Source organism: Amycolatopsis sp. NPDC043889 (genome assembly GCF_056435645.1).
This window is the reverse complement of the sequence record NZ_JBWKEC010000001.1, coordinates 567,171-585,282: the sequence shown is the minus strand read 5'-3', so window position 1 is coordinate 585,282 and position 18,112 is coordinate 567,171. Positions and strand designations below refer to the sequence as shown.

Here is an 18,112-nt window from a genome sequence, read left to right as displayed (position 1 = left end):
GACCCTCCCGTGGCGTGAGGGTCAAGCCGATTCAGCGCACGACGTAGCCGCCCGTGCTCGTCGCGAAGAACGGCACCGGCCCGGTGCAGGGCAGGACGTCCTGTTCGAAACCGCCGTACGCCCAGCTCCAGCCGATCCGGTCGTGGCCGCGCGGCACGTCCCGCACCGAGAAGCCGACGCGGAGGCCGACCACGTTCACCGGGAAACCGGGAATGTCGGCGCGTTCGATCACGCCGGTCAAGACGGCGAGGTCGCCTTCACGCGAGACGCAGTCGACCTTGCCCTCGAAATCGGCGACGAGCTTCCCGTCCTCGGTCAGATGGTTCACGTGGAACCGGCCCGACGATTTCCCCGGTTCCCCGTACGCGGCGAAATCGAATCGGACCGGGTCAGCCCCGTATCCGGGGAACGTCAGCGGTCCGCCCGCCGATCCGATCACGACCGAACCGGACGACGGAGCCGCCGTCGCCTGCGTCGCCCCCAGCGTTCCCGCCGCGACGGCGAGCACGGCGACCGCGGCGATCTTCGACCTGATGTTCATGGCTTCCCTCCAGCACCGGGTGTTTCCCGGTCGAGGTCGAGCCTTTCGCGATCGGCGTGCCCGGCCCTCCCGCCGGAGAGGGAACGGTCTCCCGCGCGAGTACGGCGCGAGACCGGACCTCAGGCGGAGGCGACGCGCTCCCGGACGTAGGCGATGTCCGCGGCCTGCCCGTCGGGCGGGGTCTCGACGACCACCGGGGCACCCGCCTCGGCCGCGACCGCGACCAGCACTTCGGGATCGATCGTGCCGTCACCGCCGACGACGTTGGCGTGCCGGTCCCGGGTGGAACCGAACTCGTCGCGCGAGTTGTTGAGGTGCACCAGGTCGATCCGGCCGGTGATGGCCTTGACCTTTTTGACCGCCTCGGTCAGGTCCCAGCCCGCCGCGTACGCGTGGCAGGTGTCGAAACAGAACCCCGCGCCGAATTCGCCGACCTTGTCCCAGAGCCGGGCGATCGTCTCGAGGTCGCGCGTCATCGCGTTGTCACCGCCCGCGGTGTTCTCGATCAGGATCGGCACGGCGAAACCGCCCTTTTCCTGTTCACGCTCGAAAAGCTTGCGCCAGTTGACGAGGCCTTCTTCGACGTCCTCCGCCGCACCGACGTGGCCGCCGTGCACGACGAGCCCTTTCGCGCCGATCGCGGCGGCACCGTTCGCGTGCTGCGTGACGTTCTTCCGCGACGGGATGCGGATGCGGTTGTTCATCGACGCCACATTGATCAGGTACGGCGAATGGATGAACACCTCGACCGGCGATTCCTTGATCGCCTCACCGTGCGGGTGGGGTTTGGGAGCTTTCCAGCCCTGCGGGTCGGAAAGGAAGAATTGGAGGACTTCGGCTTCGCGCTCGGCGACCGCGGCCAGCGGGTCGTCGTCGCGGACATGCGCACCGATTTTCATGGTGGCAACTTACCCTCGCGGGTTTTTCGCCGTCGCGAACCGGATGGTCACGCTCGTGGGGTAGCGTGAGCGCGTTCCGTTAAACCGCGTGGGTCCTGAGGGGCGGAGGACGAACTCGATGGGGAAGACTGCCGGGCGGATCACGGCTTGGGGATTCGCGCTTTCGGTCACGGCCGGATTAGCGTTCCCGATGACCGCGACGGCCGCCGAGGAACCGAATCCGACCCTTTCCGGCGACTGCGCCGCCACGCTGCAGAACGGGAAGTCCGCCGAGGGACTCGTTCTCGACGCCGGCGCTCCGCTGAATTCGCCCGAGGCGCTGACGGTCGGCCTGGACTCGAAGGCCAAGACCGCCGAAGGACGAAAGCCGCTGCTTTCGCTGCCGGTCGGCGATCTGGTCAAGACCACCGGCCTCACCGACAACGCGGTGGGCGACCTCGCCGCGCAGGGCGTCTGCAAGCCCGCGCAGGGCACGGTGAACGCGGTCGGGAACCTGACGCAGGGCGTCGCGGACGAGCTGCCGATTCCAGACCCCGAACCCGAACCCGAGCCGCCTACCCCGGAGCCCACACCCCCGACGCCGGGGCCGGGTCAGCCCGGCGGTCCGGGCAGCGAACTCCCGGTGCGGACCGGTCCGGGTTCCTCCACCGGTATCGGCGGCGACTCGATCGCCGGCGTGATCAGCAACGCGGCGCTGCTCCCCGGCAGCTTCGTCCAGGCGCCGGTGATCACCGAGATCATCCCCGGCGAGGTGCCGCCGCCGACCGTCGACGAGAAGGACGCCGGCAACGCGCAGGCCATCCAGGCGCCGGTCGCCCCGGCCAAGCTGCCGCTGCTGCTCGCGGTGCTGGCGCTGGCCGTCGTCGCCGCCGCTCTGGTCCGTGCTTGGCTCCGGGGTAAGCCCGCCTGATTCACCCTCCGTGACGCCCGCTTCCACTCGAATGCCTGACTTCTTCGAGTGAGCGGGCGTTACTCGTCTCCATTAGCGTCGTTGTGCAGGTAGGTGACCCCGACGACGGAGGAGTCGAAGGCATGCGCGAACGGACACGGAGGGCGACCGCCCTGGGTGCGTCGGCCTTCATTCTCGCGGGCTCGGCCGCCCTCGCCATGCCCGGCACGGCCGCCGCCGCCGAGACCAAGACCGCGACCTGCGGGGGATCGGTGACCGCCAAGACCGGCGACACGATCCTCGGCAAGACCCCGTTGCTCGGCATTCCGCTCAACCTCGGCCAGGCCGGTCCGGTCTCGGGGGTGCTCACGGGCACGATCGACGCGCTGCTCGGCACCCTCTGCAAGGTGACGGTGACCGTGGTGAACACCGTCGTCGCGCCGGTCCCGGTCGTCGGCGAACCCGCGGCGGAGGCGCTGAACGGCGCCGTCACCGGCACCCACGAAGCCCTGACCGGCGGTGGCAAGCCCGCTCCCGGAACCCAGCCCCAGCCAGGGAAACCCGCTCCCGGCACGCCCGGCAGCGGCGGCCCGCAGACGGGCGGACCGGGTGCTCCCGCGCAGGGCGGCGGCCCGGCGGGCGGCATCCCGGCGGCGAACAGCCCGCTGCTGCCCGGCACCTTCACCCCGAACTTCGGCAACCTGCCGTGGGGCATCAGCACGGGCTACGCCCCGATGCGCGACTACAGCTCCATCCCGATGGCGACGGCCGGTCTCTTCAGCCCGTCGCCCGGCCTCCGGTACGGCGGTCAGATCCCGGGTTACGCGCCCCAGTTCGGCATCGCGACCGAGAACCAGGCCGGGAACCCGGACGTCCAGAACGCGGGACAGGCCGAAGCGCTACCGAGCGTGAGCGACGGATTCACTCAGGACGGGAAACTGCCGCTGCTGATCGCCGTTTTGGCACTCTCCGGAGTCAGCGCGGGCCTTGTCCGCACCTGGGTCCTCCGCCGAATGGCCGCTTCAAGTTAGTCCTACCGCCTAGTATCTTTCGGGTCACTCCCTCGTTATCCCCGTTGCAGTGATTCCTCATGCACTGCCACACGCCCCCACCGACCCGGAGGATCGCCCCCGTGCGGAAGACCACCATCTGGCAGACCACCCGCAAGGCGCTCACCGTCACCGCACTCGCGACCATGGTCACCGGGGGCGCGCTCCTGACCGCGGGCACCGCCTCGGCGGCGACCACGCTGGCGAACGCGTGCAGCGGGACCGTCAACGGCGGGATGGGCGACACCGTCGCGATCACCGGCACCTCGGTCAAGGAACTGGTGCGGGCGGGCGCGCGGGAAGCCGGCACGCTGGCCCTCTACGACGTCGCCGCGAACGACATCGCCAAGGTCAACACCATCAACGTCGGCGCGGTCCCGAACGCCGCGGGCGGTTCGGTCGACGGCAAGGCGATCGGCGCGGCCGTGCGCCAGGCGGTCAAGGACACCAAGTCCTGGGGCCTCGGGCTGAACCCCGAAAAGACGCTGAACTCCATCGAGCACAAGGTCGCCGGCAGCTGCGGCCTGACGACGGTCGCGACGAACTACGTCGCCCCCGCCCTGCCGACTCCGGGCACCACGGCCCCGCAGCAGGGCGGCACCGGCGGCGGCACCAACGGCGCTCCGTCGAACACGAACCTGCTCCCCGGCGGCAGCAACGGCACCGGCTACGCCCCGCCGCGCGACTACGGCAACCTGCCGGTCGCGCAGCCGGGTGTCGCGGTGGCGCCGGGCGTGCGCTACCCGGCCAACAGCCCGCTCCCCGGCGAGGGCGCCCCGCAGTACGGCACCGACGGCCAGGCCGGGCAAGGTGGCCCCGACGTCCGCAACGCGGGCAACGCCGAAGCGCTCGCGACGGACGGCATGCCCGGCGGCGACGTCCAGCTGCCGATGCTGCTCGCGGTGCTCGTGCTCGCCGGCGTGACCGCGGCGCTGGTCCGCACCTGGGTCCTGCGCCGCGTCGCCTGACCGCCAGGTACGCTTACCTGGACAAACCCTCCTGCCACGGACAGTCCGTGGCCGCGAGCCCATAGGAGGTGAGTGGTTGTGTCACGCCATTACGAGGTAATGGTCATCCTGGACCCCACGCTCGACGAGCGTACGGTGGCCCCGACCCTGGACAACTTCCTCAACGTGATCCGCACTTCGGGCGGAAGCGTCGAGAAGGTCGACGTCTGGGGCCGTCGCCGGCTGTCCTACGAGATCAAGAAGCACGCCGAGGGCATCTACGCGCTCCTCGACCTGAACTCGACTTCGGAAGCGGTCAAGGAGCTGGACCGTCAGCTCTCGCTGCAGGAGACCGTGCTCCGCACCAAGGTCATGCGCCGCGAGATCAAGCGCGCCGCGACCGCCGCCGCCAAGGCCTGAGCCGAAGGACTTTCCCGATGGCTGGAGACACCGTCATCACGGTGATCGGCAACCTCACGTCCGACCCGGAGCTTCGCTTCACCCCTTCCGGTGCGGCGGTCGCGAACTTCACGGTCGCGTCCACCCCGCGCACGCTGGACCGTCAGTCCGGTGAGTGGAAGGACGGCGAGGCCCTGTTCCTGCGCTGCAACATCTGGCGTCAGGCGGCCGAGAACGTCGCCGAGTCGCTGACGCGTGGCGCGCGTGTCGTCGTGCAGGGGCGCCTCAAGCAGCGGTCTTTCGAGACCAAGGAAGGCGAGAAGCGCACCGTCGTCGAGCTCGAGGTCGATGAGATCGGCCCGTCGCTGCGTTACGCCACCGCCAAGGTGAACAAGGTCAGCCGTGGCACCGGTGGCGGTGGAGGCGGCGGCTTCGGTGGTGGCGGCGGTGGCGGCCAGTCCGGCCCGCCCGCCGACGACCCGTGGGGTTCCGCCCCGCCCGCCGGTGGCGGCGGTGGCGGTGGCTTCTCCGACGAGCCGCCCTTCTGATCAGGCGCTCCGCCGCGGGCGAAAGCTCCGCGAGACGCCTCGAGACAACCACTACGTAGAAATCCAGGAGAAATACCGTGGCCAAGCCACCCATCCGCAAGCCCAAGAAGAAGGTCTGCGTGTTCTGCAAGGCCGAGAAGAAGGGCCGCCCGGAGAACATCGACTACAAGGACACCAACCTGCTTCGGAAGTACATCTCCGACCGCGGGAAGATCCGTGCCCGTCGCGTGACCGGCAACTGCAGCCAGCACCAGCGTGACATCGCCATCGCGGTCAAGAACTCCCGCGAGATGGCGCTGCTGCCCTACACCTCGACCGCACGCTAAGGAGGCACGTCAATGGCGAAGATCATTCTCACCACCGACGTCGCCAACCTCGGTGGGCCCGGCGACATCGTCGAGGTCAAGGACGGCTACGCACGCAACTACCTGCTCCCCCGCGGCTACGCCATCGTGGCCACCAAGGGCGCGGAGAAGAACGTGCGCACGATCAAGCGGGCGCAGGAGAGCCGTCGCATCCGCGACCTCGACCACGCCAAGGAGATCAAGGCGACCCTGGAAGGCCTCGGCGCCATCCAGCTGAGCGGCAAGGCGGCCGAGGGCTCGAAGAAGCTCTTCGGTTCGATCACCACCGCCGAGATCGTGGACGCGATCAAGGCCGCGGGTGGCCCGCTGCTCGACAAGCGCGTCATCGAGCTGAAGGACCACATCAAGACCGTGGGCAAGCACTCGGTCGGCGCCCGTCTGCACCCCGACGTCCGCGTCGACGTGCGGCTCGAGGTCAAGGCCAAGTAACACCGCTTCGGCAAAGGGCGGGACGTCTCCAGCGCGGAGACGTCCCGCCCTTTGCTTTACGCGGAACCCCACTGGGCCGGGTCACGTCTTAGGATTGACTCGACGTCGAGGCACGGGGACGCAAAAGGGGATCTGGAACCAATGGCTTACGACAGCAACGCCGAGGAGAACCGGCAGCAGAAGGTCACGGTGTCCGCGCCGGCCAATCCCGACAAACCGGCGGCGTCGGGCGGGGGTGGCGGCGGGTTCACCTTCGACAAGGACAAGATCGACGGCATCATCAAGAAGTGGACGGATCTGCAGGCCGAGCTCAAGAAGGATTACCGCGACGCGAACCTGATGGCGAACGTCAAGGCACCGGGCAAGGAGTTCGCGAGCGGTGACTGGGAGAAGCTGGCGAACCCGTCGGGCAAGGCGTTCCTGGAGCAGAACCAGAAGATGCAGGACTACGTCAAGAACTACATCGACCAGCTGACCGCCGCGAAGCAGAAGATCGCCACCAACGAGGCCGAAACGCAGGCTTCGCTCAACAAGCACAAGGCCGTGTGATGCGACGTTCCCTCGTTCTCCTCCTGGCCGCGGGCGCGCTGGTCGCCGGCTGTTCGGGCACCAAGAACGGCACGGCCTCGTCCGAGCCGTCCTTCACGACCGGGGCCGATTCCTCCAGTGCGTCGAGCGGCTCGTCCGGCTCCGCACCCAAGGTGTCGAATCCTCTGAAGACCTCGGCGATCGAGAGCGACGCCTGCTCCGCGCTTTCCGCCGCGAAGCGATCCGAGCTCGGGCTCGGCGAAGGTGAGCGTGGGACCACGAGCGTGGGGCAAGGCTGCACGCTCTTCGCCGCCGACGACCGGCTGAACCAGATCGACATCAGCCCGGTGCTCGCGAACAAGAACGGCCTGAGCGACGTCTACGACACGAAGGCCAACAACGAGTACTTCGAGCCGACCGAGGTCGGCGGCTACCCGGCGGTGTACGCCGCTTCGCTCGACGCCCGCAACAAGGGCAAGTGCGGCCTCTTCGTCGGCGTGACCGATCAGCTGGCCGTGAACATCCTGGTGCAGTACGACAACGGACCGGGCGCGAGCGAGCCGTGCCCCGTCGCGCTCAAAGTGGGGGAAGCGATGATCGAGACGTTGAAGGAGGGCTGACGCGTGTTCCTGCTGCCGATCATCGCCGGGTACTCGGCCTACAACCTGGCGACCACGAGATCCGGCGACTTCGAAGCGTCGGGCGGTGATCGCAAGATCGACTGCTACCACATCTGGGAGAAGATCGTCACCGGTCCGGGCACCGGGTCGATCCAGGAGGGCCAGGCCGCGGCGACCCGGCTCAAGGCCGGTTACCAGGAACGGCTGACCACCATCGACAACCTGTCGAAGGAGATGGACGCCGCCTGGACCGGTAAGAGCGCCGAAGCCGCGCAACAGTCCGGCGCGCATCCGCTGCGGGCATGGATGGAGGACTCCGGCAAGAAGCTGGTGGACTCCGACAAGTACCTCGGCGAGCAGAACACCGCTTTCACCACGGTGAAGGCGAAGGTGCAGCAGGTCCCGAAGGACCCGCCGAAGAACAACCTGCTCAACTCCATCACCCCGTGGACCACCGATACCGACCGCGCGATCCGGGACTACAACGACAAGGGTCAAGCGAACGTCGACGCGTTCAACGAGTACTTCAAGGCCAGTTCCGAGAACGGCAAGAAGCTGCCCACCTACAGCAAGATGGAGGGGCAGAACACGAACGTCGACGTCAACGGCGGCGGCAAAGGGGACAAGGACGGCAACGGCAACGGTCAGGGCGACCGGAACGGGCACAACGGCATGCCGGGCATCTCGACGCCGCCCGGTTCGATGCCGCCCGGCGGGATGCCGAGCGTCCCCGGTTCGAATATGCCGGGTATCGGCACACCGGGCTCGAACCTGCCAGGGTCGAACCTGCCGGGCAGCAACCTGCCGGGCTCGAATTTCCCCGGGTCGAACCTGCCGGGCTCGAACCTGCCCGGCGGGCAGTACAACCCGAACATCCCCGGCAGCAACTACAAGCCGCCGTCCTGGGACGACGGGACGAACGCCTCCGGCTACACCCCGCCGAAGATCCCCGGTGCGAGCGGCTTCGGCCCGGGTGGCGGCGGAGGAGGAGGCGCCGGCTTCGGCGGCACCGACATCCCGGGTGCGGGCGGCTTCGGCCCGGACGGTGGCTTCGGCCCCGGGTTCGGTCCCGGTGGCGGGAGCGGCGCGGCCCTGCCCGGCAACGCGGGTGCGATGGGCGGCGCCGGCATGGGTGGCGGCGCGGCCGGTTCCGGTGCCGGAGCGGGCCGTGGTGCCGGCGGAATGATGGGCGGCATGGGCGGTATGGGAGCCGGTGGCGCCAGGGGCAAGGGCGGCGAAGACGAGGAGCGCAGCTCCAAATTCCTCGTCGGCGACGATCCCAACGAGATCTTCGGAACCGACGAACTCACCGCACCGCCGGTGATCGGCGAGTAGTCGTCACGAGCGGGCCGGGCGCGTGCCAAGATTGGGGCGCGCCCGGCTTGTCTTGTTCCGGGCTGGACGAACAAGAACGACTAGGGGGCAGTTCCGGTGCTGGACAAGCAGGTCACGATCACGACCGGCACCCTCATCACGCTGATCCGCCGCCGCGGCGGCGAACCGCACACGATCCTGTCGGAAACGCCGACCTGGTACGACGAGGACGCGCAGCGGGCCGAGGACGAGCGGACCAACGAGGAGCTGGCGAGCCAGGGCCTCTTCGGCGCGCGGGGGTTGCACCCCGGGTTCAAGGCGACGCTCGAAGCGATCGCCAGGCCGTCGCTGGAGTACTACGGCTGGATCGACGGCGGATTCGAGGGCAAGGCGCTGAGCTTCACCCTGCTCGCGGGGAGCGCCGGCGGAGAGGGCTTCGTCCTCGCCCGGCACAGCGAGCACGATGGCATCGCGCTCGCGTCGGTGCGGCCGGAAGAACTGCTCACCGAGTTCCTCGACCAGATCCCGAAGCTCGCGCCGGGACGCGGACGGCCGATCGCCGTCCCGAAGAGCCAGGTCGAGGCGCCGCGCTCGTCGTCGACGGCGCAGGACGAGGGCTTCGAGGTGCTTCGCAGCGGACGGCAGAGCGCCGGCAGCCAGGAGGCCGACGAGCTTCGCCGCATCCTCGCGTTACGCCGTTTGGGGAGCGGAAGCCTCTACGTCGCGGCCCGCGGCCGGAGCGGCGCGCGGCAGCGGATCGAACGCCCGGTGAACTACATCGATACGTCCGAGGGCCGGTGGCTGACCGAAGAGGTACCGGGGAGTGGCGAACCGAGGATCGCCTTCACACCCGCCGACCAGCAGATTCTCGGAGAACGACTACGGAGCGCACAGGGCAGGTTGTTCGCGTCCTGAATTCCGCGCCCGTGAGCCGGGCGGATGGCCCCTCTTCTCTCCGTGGCATTCATCCACAGGGCACCCCTGTGCGCCCGCGTGCGACACGCCGAACGACGAGTTTTGCCCGACACGCCGTGGCGAGTTGAATAAAGTTCTCCACAGTGTCTCCACAGGCCCTGACCAGCACTTTTGTCAGACCATCCCACCGTTGCCCACAAGTTGTACACAGGCTTCGGGCCACCTGTGAAGGGTTGCCCCCAGTCATCCCCAGGTTATCCACAGGGCGGTCCCCAGGCGAAATTGCGCTCGTCCTTTCGGGGGGCCTACCGTGCCCGCCGGGCCGGTACGCACCGTGGTGGTCGTCCGGCCGAGAAGGGGAGCACAAGGGAGCGCCGGACGCCGCGGGAGGGGCAGGCGGGCACGGGCGGACCGACCGGGGAAATTCTGGCATAATCGAACGCGTGTTCGATGTCTTGAGGAGGTGGCAGCAGCGGTGGCGCTGACCGACGACCGCAATCCGATGTACGCGGAGTCCGACCCGGGTCCCGGCGACCCCGGTCCGCGTGGCGGCGAGTACGACCGCCAGCCCCCGCAGGACATCGCGGCCGAGCAGTCCGTGCTCGGCGGCATGCTGCTGTCGAAGGACGCCGTCGCCGACGTCATCGAAGCCCTCGGTCCCGACGACTTCTACCGCCCCGCGCACCAGGCGATCTACGACGTCATCCTCGACCTCTACGGCCGCGGCGAACCGGCCGACCCGATCACCGTCTCCGCCGAACTGGAGCGTCGAGGCGAGCTGGGCCGCGTCGGCGGCGCCCCCTATCTGCACACCCTGATCGCGACGGTGCCGACGGCGGCGAACGCCGGGTACTACGCCGAGATCGTCTCCGAGAAGGCGGTGCTGCGGCGCCTGGTCGAGGCGGGCACGCGGATCGTGCAGTACGGCTACGGCGCGGCCGCGGCCGACGGCGCGAACATCGACGAGGTCGTCGACCGCGCGCAGGCCGCGATCTACGACGTCACCGAGCGGCGCACCAGCGAGGACTACGTCGCGCTGGAAGAGCTGCTCCAGCCGACCATGGACGAGATCGACGCGATCGCGTCGCGCGGCGGGCAGTCGCAGGGCATCCCGACCGGGTTCGCGGACTTCGACGATCTGACCAACGGCCTGCACCCCGGCCAGATGATCATCGTCGCGGCGCGGCCCGGTGTCGGGAAGGCACTCGCGCTGGACACTCCACTGGCCACACCCGACGGCTGGACGACCATGGGCGAGGTCCAGCCCGGGGACCGGCTGCTCGGTGCGAACGGGCGCCCCACGACCGTGGTCGCGGCGACCGAGGTCATGACGGGCCGCCCCTGCTACGAAGTCGAGTTCTCGGACGGCACGGTGATCCTCGCGGACGCCGAACACCAATGGCTGACCGACACCAGGTCGTCCCGCCGTTCGTGTCGGTCAGCGCCCGCGGTGCGGACGACGGAAGAGCTGGCGGCCACGCTGCACTGCGAGACGGCGGATCGGCGTGTCAACCACTCGATCGTGACCACGGCCCCGCTGCAGCTGCCCGAACGTGATCTCCCTCTGCATCCCTACGCGCTCGGAGCCTGGCTGGGCGACGGCCACTCGGCCAGCGCACGCTTCACCACGGCGGACCCGGAGATCATCTGCTACCTGGAGGGGGAAGCCGGGCTCCTGGTGGAACGCCACGGGGAGCTGTCGTACACCCTGCGGCTGGTTCCGCCGGATCCGGTGGAATACCGGCGTTGCGAGGTATGCGGCGAACCGTTCCTTCCCCAGACCTCGCAAGTACGGGCGTGTGGCCGTTCGTGCGGCGGCAAAGTGCGTTTCCAGAGTCCTCCGGTGCCGTCGCCGACGTGCCCCGACTGCGGGCGTCCGTCGTCGGGCATGCGGCTTTGCCAAGCCTGCCGCAACGAACACGGCAGTGTGCAGGCGGTTCTCCGCACGATGGGCGTACTCGGCGACAAGCACATCCCAGTGGACTACCTGCGAGCGTCGGTCGAACAACGCCGCGCGCTGCTGGCCGGGCTGCTGGACACCGACGGCACCGTCAACCATTCCGGCGCGGTGCAGTTCACCGTGACCAACAGGGTGCTCGCCGAGCAGACCCGGGAACTGATCGTCAGTCTCGGCTACCGCTGCTCGCTGACGACCAAGAAGGTCAAGGGTCGCAGTGAGTCCTCCTCGACGGCGTACACCCTCGGCTTCACCACCCAGGACCGGGTGTTCTGGCTGCAGCGTAAGCACCTGCTGCAGAAGGAACGGCTCACCAACGTCCGCGTCCGACCCCACCTTCGCTACATCGTGGACGTCCGTCCCATGCCGTCCGTCCCGGTGCGGTGCGTGGAAGTCGACGCGCCGGACCATCTGTATCTGGCCGGGCGTTCGATGGTCCCCACCCACAACTCGACGCTGGGACTGGATTTCGCGCGTTCGGCGTCCATCAAACACGGTCTGACCAGCGTCATCTTCTCGCTGGAAATGAGCAGGACCGAGATCGTCATGCGCATGCTCTCGGCCGAGGCCAGGATCCGCCTGGCGGATATGCGCGGTGGCAAGATGTCCGACGACGACTGGACGCGGCTCGCGCGCCGGATGAGCGAAGTCTCCGAGGCGCCGCTGTTCGTCGACGACTCGCCGAACATGACGATGATGGAGATCCGCGCGAAGGCCCGGCGGCTCAAGCAGCGCAACGACCTCAAGCTCGTCGTCCTCGACTATCTCCAGCTGATGACCTCGGGTAAACGCGTCGAGTCGCGGCAGCAGGAGGTCTCGGAGTTCTCGCGGCAGATGAAGCTGCTGGCCAAGGAGATCGAGGTCCCGGTGATCGCGATCAGCCAGCTGAACCGTGGTCCCGAGCAGCGGACGGACAAACGTCCGATGCTGTCCGACCTTCGTGAGTCCGGCTCGCTGGAGCAGGACGCGGACCTCGTCATCCTGGTCAACCGCCCCGACGCCTGGGAGCGGGATGACCCGCGCGCCGGCGAGGCGGACCTGATCATCGCGAAGCACCGTGCCGGGCCGACGGCGACGATCACCGTCGCGCACCAGCTGCACTACAGCCGCTTCGTCGACCTGTCACACGACTAGCGGCGGAAAAGACAAGGGCCCCCACGCGAACGCAGGGGCCCTTCGGACCTGGCCCGGCTCGAACGGGCGGCCTCCCCCTCCGACTGCGGACGCACCCTTACCGGGTAGGCGCGCCTAGGGCAGGTTCGCCTCAAGGCTAGGCGATGGAACACCGCGAGTCAGAGCAGGAATTCGAAGACGTCCTTGGTGAAGCGGCGATCGCTCATCACGGTGTGGTGCCGTCGTCCCGGATAGACCTTGAGATCGCCGCGGCGGGTCTTGTCGGCTATTCGCTCGGCGAGTTCGAGCGGGTAGAGAGGATCCTGCGAACCGGCGATCACCAGGGTGGGCGCGGTGATCTCGCCGAGCCGGTCTTCGATGTCGAACGCGTCCTCGGCCCGCAGCATGGCCACCATGCCGTCCGGGTCCGCCGGGCGGCCGGAGGCCAGGCCCAGCAGCCCGGCCAGCAGAGCCCGTCCTGGCCGGGAGTCCGCGACGGTGGGCGCCAGCGCCATGGCCGCGGCCCGGTGCCGCCCGGCGGCCAGCAGATCCGCGTACCGGCGCTGGACGCGACGGCCTTCCGCGCCGAGCCGGGTGCCCGCGGCGCCGACCACCAGCCGTCGCACCAGGCCGGGATGGTCGGCGGCGAACTGCAGCGCGAGGCAACCGGCCGTGGACAGGCCGAGCACGTCCACCGGACGGTCGAACCGCTGCCGCAGCTCCTCGGCGTGGTGGGCGGCGAGCTCGGCCATGGTGACGCCGGGCCGGAGCCCCGGCCGACGGCCGACCGTCAGCACGGTGAACCGCTCGGCCAGCGGTTTGAGAGACCGCACCTCCGCCCAGCGGGCGAACCCGGTGGGGTTCGCCGAGTCCGGCAGCACCGTCCGGAAGACCACGAGCGGGCTTCCCGTCCCGAACTCGAGGTACGGGGCACCACCTGCCAGCACACCTTCGCGCATGGTCACTCCTTGGTCAGTCCCGCCGCGACGATGTCGATCAGCCGGTCGAGCGCGGCGGGATAGCGCTGCTCGCCGATGTCCTGCCGGTGCATGGGCAGGACCAGCACGGCCCGGAGCACGCCGATCAACTCGTCGTCGTCGGTGTCGACGAGCCGCCCTTTCGCTCTGGCCGCCTCCAGGAATCCGGACAGCGGCAGCACCTGCTCCGTCCGTGCCCTCTCGCCGGGGCCCATCCGCCTGGCCACCGCCCGCATCTCCTCGGGATGGGTGATCAGCCGGTGGTAGAGCGGGTTCTCCTCGAGGATCCGCACGGTGGCGCGCAGGAAACCGCCGAGGGCGGCACGCGCGCTGTCGGCCTCGTTCACCACCGCGGCCAGCCGTTCGTGCAGTATCGGGGCCTGCCGCAGCATCAGCTCCAGGTACAACGCCTCCTTGGAGTCGAAGAAGGCGTAGAAGCTGCTTTTGGCGATCCCGGCGGGGCCGACGAGGTCGTCCAAGGAGGTCTTGCGCAGGCCCTGTGCGGCGAAGAGGTCGCGTGCGGCGGCCAGGAGCCGTTCGGTGATCCGGGCGCGATCCTCGGCGCTGAACGGGGTCGGCAATCCTGCTCCTGTTCGGCTATGAACGAAGTGGCTTTTCGTTCATAGCACCTTAGCCTCAGGCCGGTTGGAAGAACGCGAGCATTTTCCGGGCGGCGTCCGGCGCGGTCAGGAGTTCGTGGACCCGGGCGGACATCCGGGCGGCGGTTTCGGCGCGGTCGAACATCTCGCGTTCGTAGTCTTCGACGGCGGCGGCGAAGTCGCCCGGATGCGCGGCCAGCGCGAGGCCGAGCAGGGCGCCGTCGAGCAGGGCCATGTTGGCGCCTTCCCCCACCGGCGGCATCAGGTGCGCGGCGTCGCCGACCAGGGTGACGTCCGGTGCCGACGGCCAGGTCAGGCCGACCGGGAGAGCCGCGATCGACCGTGGCACCACCGCGTCGTCACAGGCCGCGATCAGCGCGGTGAACCGCGCGTCCCAGCCGTCGAGTTCCCCGATCAGCCATGCCCGGGCGGCGGCCGGATCGTCGAGCGGCATCCCGCAGGTGGCGAACCAGTTCTCGCCGGTGCCGTGGAAGCTGAGGCCGACGCGCACGGTGCCGTCGCCGTTGCGCTGGGCCGCCAGGGACTTGCCGTCGCCGAGCGCCCAGTAGGTGCCGCGGCCGACCATCGCGGCGAGGTCGGGATGGGTGCGGTCGATGTCGGGAATGCGGAGCTCGACGAAGTTGTGGCCGAGATGCGCCGGACGGGCGTCGGTGAGCAGCGGGCGGACCCGGGAATGCGCGCCGTCGGCGCCGACCAGCAGGTCGTACGTCGCGGTGCGCCCATCGGCGAAGTTCACGACGCCGTCTTCGGCGGATTCGAAGGCGTGTCCCCAGCGCACCGTGTGTTCGGGGAGGGAGTCCAGCAGCAGATCACGCAGGTCGGCGCGGTCGACCTCGGGGCGCTCGAACGGCGCGTCGCCGGGCGTGTCCTCCTGCAGCAGCAGCGTGCCGTCCGGCTCCAGAAGCCGCATGTCCTGGCCCTCGTTGCGGGCGATCGCGGAGAACCGGTCGAACAGGCCGGCTTCGCGCAGCGCGCGCTGGCCGGTGTCGGCGTGGATGTCGAGCATGCCGCCTTGACCGCGGGCGTCGCGCGACGATTCACGCTCGTACACGACGGCGTCGATGCCGTTGACGTGCAGAACACGGGCGAGAGCCAGGCCGCCGAGGCCCGCTCCGACGATGGCGAGGGTCATGATCCACTCCTTCGATACACCGTATTGACCAATACACTGTATCGATCGATGCGGTGTATTGTCTCCGCATGGTGGTGTGGGAGCGGCCGGAGCCGCCGAGTCGTCCGGCTCTGGCCCCGCTGAGCCGGGAGCTGATCGTGCGGGCCGCGATCCGGCTCGCCGACGCGGACGGCCTGGACGCGGTGTCGCTGCGCAAGGTCGCCACCGCGCTGGACGTCGGCCCGATGCGGCTGTACGGCTACATCGAGAGCAAGGAAGAGCTGCTCGACCTGATGGTCGACGCCGTCCACGCCGAGATCCGGCCCACCGGGGAAGGCTGGCGGGAGGTACTCCGATCACTCGCCGACGCCATGCGGCAGGCGGTTCACCGGCACGAATGGCTCGCCGACCTGCTCGGCGGCAGGCCCCAGCTCGGCCCGCACGCGCTGGCCACTTCGGAGGCGGTGATGGCGGCGCTGGGCGACGTCGGCATCGACTCCGCGATGCCGGTGGTCTCGGCGGTCAACGCGTACACGATCGGCGCGGTGCGCCGGGAGATCGCCGAGCGTCGAGCGGAACGGGCCACCGGGCTGGACGAGAAGCGCTGGCAGGCCACGCTCGGCCCCTATCTGACCCGGGCCTTCGCCACCGGCAAGCTCCCCGCGCTGGCCACGGTGGTGCGCGACGCCGTCCACCTGGACGCCGACGAGACCTTCCGGATCGGCCTCGACTTCCTTCTCGACGGCATCGAGGCCCGGCTCTCAAGCTGACGCGCGTTCAAGCGCCGCCCGGCCGGCCGGTTCCCAGGTCGGTTTGCCGCCGGGCAGGCCGAGCCTGCCGGTGCGGCCGATGCCGATCAGGTTCAGCGCGCGCAGAACCGCCCAGCCGCGAGCCCGCACGACCGTGGCCTCGTCGACGGTCCCGTACGCGTCGAAGAACCGGCCCACCGTGCCCTCGGGCAAGAGGATCCAGGCCGCCGACAGGTCGGTCGCGGGATCGCCGGCGCACATGTCGCCGAAATCGATCACCCCGGAGAGCGTTCCTTCCCGCACGATCACGTTCGCGGGATGCAGATCGCCGTGCAGCCAGATCGGTGGCCCGTGCCACGCGGGCGCCGCGACCGCCTTCTCCCAAATCTCCCTGGCGCTCCCGGCGCCCGCCTCACCGGCGATGACCTCCAGCGATTCGGTGAACCCCTCCCGCAACGCGGCGAGCGGGACGCCGCGCGTCGCGCTTTCCGGCGCCTCCGCGGGCGCCTCCTGATGCAGCGCACTGAGGAAACCCGCGAGGATTTCGGCCGCGTCCGGACGGGTGATCGGCGTTCGATCCGCTGGCTGGCCCTCGACCCAGCGGGTGATCGTCCACGGGTGCCCGAACAGGGCCGAAGGTTCGCCGACGCGCACCGGCACGGGAATCGGCAGCGGCAGGCGTTCGGCCAGCGAGGGCAGCCACTTCTGCTCGTTCCGCAGCAGACCGGGAGCACGCGCGCTGCGCGGCAGTCGCACGGCCAGCTCCGGCCCGAGTCGCCACTGCCGGCTGTCCCAGCCACCGTCGACGTCGCGGAGTTCCAGTTCCGCGAGATCCGGATGCTGTTCCCGCAGCAAAGCCCGTACCGAATCCTGTTCGCACCCGAAATCGTCCATGATCGAGGCTCCCATGTCAGCGCCGTGACCGTCCCGTGTCAGCGCGGCCCGCGAACGTGGTCACCATGAACAAGACACTGAAGACCTTCCGCCGCATCGGCCTCACCGCACTGGCCGCCGCACTGCTGACGGGGGTCGCCGTGCCGACGGCCTCCGCCGGGCAGGACCGTCCGGAACTGCGACAGGCCGTCCAGGAATTCGTCGACGCCGGGTTCGGCGGCATACAGCTTCGCGTCCGCGACGAGCGAGGCGAGTGGACCGGCAGCGCCGGGGTGCGCGAGCTGGGCGGGACCGCGAAACCGCCGACCAACGGCCATTTCCGCGTCGGCAGCACGTCGAAGAGCTTCACCGCGACCCTGGTGCTGCAGCTCGTGGCCGAGGGCAGGATCGGGCTCGACACCCCCGTCGCCGGTCTCCTTCCCGGGCTCGGGCTGGACTCGCGGATCACTGTGCGGATGCTGCTGCAGCACACCAGCGGGCTGTTCAACCACACCGGCCAGTACCACCCGGACGGGACGGTCACGCCGGGAATCCCGTGGGCGGGCAAGGAATGGGTGGACAAGCGATTCCACACCTACCGGCCGGAGGAACTGGTCCGGCTGGCGGTGTCCAAGCCCCCGGTCTTCGAGCCGGGCGCGGGCTGGAGCTACTCCAACACCAACACCGTGGTCGCCAGGCTGATGGTCGAGAAGCTCTCCGGCCGTCCCTTCGCCGACGAGCTGGACCGGCGGATCCTGCGGCCGCTCAAGCTGCGTGACACCTTGTCGCCGGGCGCGTGGGCCGGAATGCCCAAGCCGTACGCCCACGCCTACTACCGCTACGAAGACGCCGGGCAGTGGAAGACGATCGACGTCACCCACCAGAACCCGTCCTGGATCTCCAGCGCCGGCGACATGATCTCGACGACCAAGGATCTCCAGACGTACTTCTCCGCACTGCAGAGCGGAAAGCTCCTCCCGGCGTGGCTGATGGCCGAGATGCGCGAGACACACCCCGGCAGCCAGAGCCTCTACGGCTTCTACGGTCTCGGGCAGTACTCGCAGGACTTGGGCCCGGGCTGCGTCGGCACCGTTCTCAACCACAACGGTGGTCTCAACGGCTACGGGTCTCTGATGTACAGCACGCCCGACGGCAGCCAAACGCTGACCGCGTCGATCACCGGGGGCGACGCCGAGAACGACCCGGCGCAGGCCTTCCCGGCGGCGCTGAACAAGCTCGTCCGGACGGTGTTCTGCGGCAAGTGAGCGA

At 69.4% G+C, this 18,112-nt stretch carries 20 protein-coding genes; 14 read left to right on the top strand and 6 right to left on the bottom strand.

What is annotated here, in order from left to right:
- Positions 1–31: 31 nt before the first annotated feature.
- Positions 32–541 (bottom strand): hypothetical protein, encoded by a 510-nt coding sequence (locus AC0685_RS02955; RefSeq protein ID WP_478223978.1) that lies wholly within the window; start codon positions 539–541, stop codon positions 32–34.
- A 119-nt stretch (positions 542–660) separates the two neighbouring features.
- On the bottom strand, positions 661–1,440 hold the full coding sequence (locus AC0685_RS02950) for a deoxyribonuclease IV (protein ID WP_478223977.1): 780 nt from the start codon (positions 1,438–1,440) through the stop codon (positions 661–663).
- 118 nt (positions 1,441–1,558) lie between these two features.
- On the opposite strand from AC0685_RS02950, the gene AC0685_RS02945 reads away from it, so the two are divergent.
- The 12 genes from AC0685_RS02945 (at position 1,559) to dnaB (ending at position 12,534) form a co-directional block, all read left to right on the top strand.
- On the top strand, positions 1,559–2,350 hold the full coding sequence (locus AC0685_RS02945) for a hypothetical protein (RefSeq protein ID WP_478223976.1): 792 nt from the start codon (positions 1,559–1,561) through the stop codon (positions 2,348–2,350).
- Between the two features lie 122 nt (positions 2,351–2,472).
- Complete coding sequence (locus AC0685_RS02940) at positions 2,473–3,360, top strand: hypothetical protein (protein ID WP_478223975.1); 888 nt, start codon at positions 2,473–2,475, stop codon at positions 3,358–3,360.
- Positions 3,361–3,461: 101 nt separating this feature from the next.
- On the top strand, positions 3,462–4,346 hold the full coding sequence (locus AC0685_RS02935; protein ID WP_340685786.1) for a hypothetical protein: 885 nt from the start codon (positions 3,462–3,464) through the stop codon (positions 4,344–4,346).
- 78 nt (positions 4,347–4,424) lie between these two features.
- The gene (rpsF, locus tag AC0685_RS02930) at positions 4,425–4,745 is read left to right on the top strand and encodes a 30S ribosomal protein S6 (RefSeq protein WP_016338288.1); all 321 of its coding nucleotides are present in this window, start codon (positions 4,425–4,427) and stop codon (positions 4,743–4,745) included.
- A gap of 17 nt (positions 4,746–4,762) precedes the next feature.
- Positions 4,763–5,272, top strand: a complete 510-nt coding sequence (locus AC0685_RS02925; RefSeq protein WP_020632569.1) for a single-stranded DNA-binding protein — start codon at positions 4,763–4,765, stop codon at positions 5,270–5,272.
- A gap of 77 nt (positions 5,273–5,349) precedes the next feature.
- Complete coding sequence (rpsR, locus tag AC0685_RS02920) at positions 5,350–5,598, top strand: 30S ribosomal protein S18 (protein WP_005168122.1); 249 nt, start codon at positions 5,350–5,352, stop codon at positions 5,596–5,598.
- A gap of 12 nt (positions 5,599–5,610) precedes the next feature.
- Positions 5,611–6,066, top strand: a complete 456-nt coding sequence (rplI, locus tag AC0685_RS02915) for a 50S ribosomal protein L9 (protein ID WP_005168124.1) — start codon at positions 5,611–5,613, stop codon at positions 6,064–6,066.
- 141 nt (positions 6,067–6,207) lie between these two features.
- Positions 6,208–6,615 (top strand): hypothetical protein, encoded by a 408-nt coding sequence (locus AC0685_RS02910; RefSeq protein ID WP_478223974.1) that lies wholly within the window; start codon positions 6,208–6,210, stop codon positions 6,613–6,615.
- The gene (locus AC0685_RS02905; protein WP_478223973.1) at positions 6,615–7,214 is read left to right on the top strand and encodes a DUF3558 domain-containing protein; all 600 of its coding nucleotides are present in this window, start codon (positions 6,615–6,617) and stop codon (positions 7,212–7,214) included. Before AC0685_RS02910 ends, AC0685_RS02905 begins: the two co-directional genes overlap by 1 nt.
- Before the next feature lie 3 nt (positions 7,215–7,217).
- Positions 7,218–8,549 (top strand): PPE domain-containing protein, encoded by a 1,332-nt coding sequence (locus tag AC0685_RS02900; RefSeq protein ID WP_478223972.1) that lies wholly within the window; start codon positions 7,218–7,220, stop codon positions 8,547–8,549.
- A gap of 96 nt (positions 8,550–8,645) precedes the next feature.
- On the top strand, positions 8,646–9,443 hold the full coding sequence (locus AC0685_RS02895) for an ESX secretion-associated protein EspG (RefSeq protein WP_219146938.1): 798 nt from the start codon (positions 8,646–8,648) through the stop codon (positions 9,441–9,443).
- A gap of 475 nt (positions 9,444–9,918) precedes the next feature.
- Positions 9,919–12,534 (top strand): replicative DNA helicase, encoded by a 2,616-nt coding sequence (dnaB, locus tag AC0685_RS02890; protein ID WP_478224447.1) that lies wholly within the window; start codon positions 9,919–9,921, stop codon positions 12,532–12,534.
- 158 nt (positions 12,535–12,692) lie between these two features.
- Here dnaB and AC0685_RS02885 read toward each other — a convergent pair whose 3' ends face one another.
- The 3 genes from AC0685_RS02885 to AC0685_RS02875 are packed head-to-tail and all read right to left on the bottom strand — an operon-like array spanning position 12,693 to position 15,242.
- Complete coding sequence (locus AC0685_RS02885) at positions 12,693–13,472, bottom strand: alpha/beta fold hydrolase (protein WP_478223971.1); 780 nt, start codon at positions 13,470–13,472, stop codon at positions 12,693–12,695.
- Between the two features lie 2 nt (positions 13,473–13,474).
- Positions 13,475–14,071, bottom strand: a complete 597-nt coding sequence (locus tag AC0685_RS02880) for a TetR/AcrR family transcriptional regulator (protein ID WP_478223970.1) — start codon at positions 14,069–14,071, stop codon at positions 13,475–13,477.
- 55 nt (positions 14,072–14,126) lie between these two features.
- On the bottom strand, positions 14,127–15,242 hold the full coding sequence (locus AC0685_RS02875) for an FAD-dependent oxidoreductase (RefSeq protein WP_478223969.1): 1,116 nt from the start codon (positions 15,240–15,242) through the stop codon (positions 14,127–14,129).
- 68 nt (positions 15,243–15,310) lie between these two features.
- On the opposite strand from AC0685_RS02875, the gene AC0685_RS02870 reads away from it, so the two are divergent.
- Positions 15,311–15,991, top strand: a complete 681-nt coding sequence (locus tag AC0685_RS02870) for a TetR/AcrR family transcriptional regulator (RefSeq protein ID WP_478223968.1) — start codon at positions 15,311–15,313, stop codon at positions 15,989–15,991.
- Here AC0685_RS02870 and AC0685_RS02865 read toward each other — a convergent pair.
- Positions 15,983–16,864, bottom strand: coding sequence for an aminoglycoside phosphotransferase family protein (locus tag AC0685_RS02865; protein WP_478223967.1), 882 nt, complete (start codon positions 16,862–16,864; stop codon positions 15,983–15,985). The genes AC0685_RS02870 and AC0685_RS02865 overlap by 9 nt on opposite strands.
- Positions 16,865–16,929: 65 nt before the next feature.
- On the opposite strand from AC0685_RS02865, the gene AC0685_RS02860 reads away from it, so the two are divergent.
- Positions 16,930–18,108 carry a serine hydrolase domain-containing protein gene (locus AC0685_RS02860; RefSeq protein WP_478223966.1) on the top strand — a complete coding sequence of 393 codons (1,179 nt, stop codon included), beginning with the start codon at positions 16,930–16,932 and terminating at the stop codon, positions 18,106–18,108.
- The last annotated feature ends 4 nt before the right edge of the window (positions 18,109–18,112 follow it).